Source organism: Thermococcus sp. ES12, assembly GCF_012027515.1.
Classification (GTDB): Archaea; Methanobacteriota_B; Thermococci; order Thermococcales; family Thermococcaceae; genus Thermococcus; species Thermococcus barossii.
Map to the genome: position 1 here is coordinate 1 of NZ_SNUP01000058.1, position 461 is coordinate 461.

A 461-nucleotide genomic window follows, 5' to 3' on the forward strand; every position below is an offset into this window, starting at 1 on the left:
TGGGTCACTTGTTCCAAAGATTTTCTCCATCTCATGCTCACTCGCTTTATCTCCCTTGTGTGCATCTTTAAAAACATAGGGAGTGGCAAGAATTTCCTCTATTGGAACATCTTTGCCCTCCTTGAAGTCTCTGGCAAGATAAGGGTCAACCAAAATCTCAAATGTCTCCCCATGTGTCTTTAACCTTGCAATCACTGCTTTGTCAACATCTATTGGCACTGCCACCACCTCAGTAGTTGCTGTCTAATTCAGTATAATCTTCCTCCTTCTCAGCAACTTCCTCTTCTTCAGCCTCTTTCAAAGCTTCCTCAAGGCACTTTGCAACTTTCTCTTTACTTATCTTCTTGAACTTCTTTTCCTCAACTGTGATCACTGCCACTTCTATGTTCTCTGGTGAAGGCTCTTCCATCGTCTTTGCCAAAGCTAAGACAGCTAGCTTTATTGCATCCTCGAGTGTCATG

2 pseudogenes are annotated in these 461 nt (G+C 43.0%); both read right to left on the minus strand.

From position 1 onward, the window contains the following. Positions 1–219 (minus strand): annotated as a pseudogene (locus tag E3E37_RS11010) (ribosome assembly factor SBDS); the annotation flags it as partial. Between the two features lie 10 nt (positions 220–229). After that, positions 230–461 (minus strand): annotated as a pseudogene (locus E3E37_RS11015) (proteasome subunit alpha); the annotation flags it as partial.